The organism is Exiguobacterium sp. s142, assembly GCF_018618455.1.
Classification (GTDB): Bacteria; Bacillota; Bacilli; order Exiguobacteriales; family Exiguobacteriaceae; genus Exiguobacterium; species Exiguobacterium aurantiacum_A.
On the sequence record NZ_JACSMB010000059.1, the window covers coordinates 1 to 264 of the forward strand.

Sequence of the window (264 nt, forward strand, 5' to 3'; positions counted from 1 at the left end):
AGAGACGATGAGGTAGATAGGTCATGGGTGGAAGCACGGCGACGTGTGGAGCTGAATGATACTAATCGGTCGAGGCTTTGATCTAGAAATGGTTTGTATTGATGAGTCTTCAGTTTTGAGAGTTCAATCTCTTAAAAACATATTGACGTCACTGCTAAATGATGTTAATATAATACTTGTCTGGTGGCGATAGCGAAGCGGCCACACCCGTTCCCATGCCGAACACGGAAGTTAAGCGCTTCAGCGCCGAAAGTAGTTGGGGGT

Annotated in this window: 2 rRNA genes; both read left to right on the forward strand. The window is 46.2% G+C overall.

The window, feature by feature from the left end:
• A 23S ribosomal RNA gene (locus KNP77_RS15895) occupies positions 1-85 on the forward strand; the annotation flags it as partial.
• Positions 86-179: 94 nt separating this feature from the next.
• Positions 180-264, forward strand: a 5S ribosomal RNA gene (gene rrf / locus KNP77_RS15900); the annotation flags it as partial.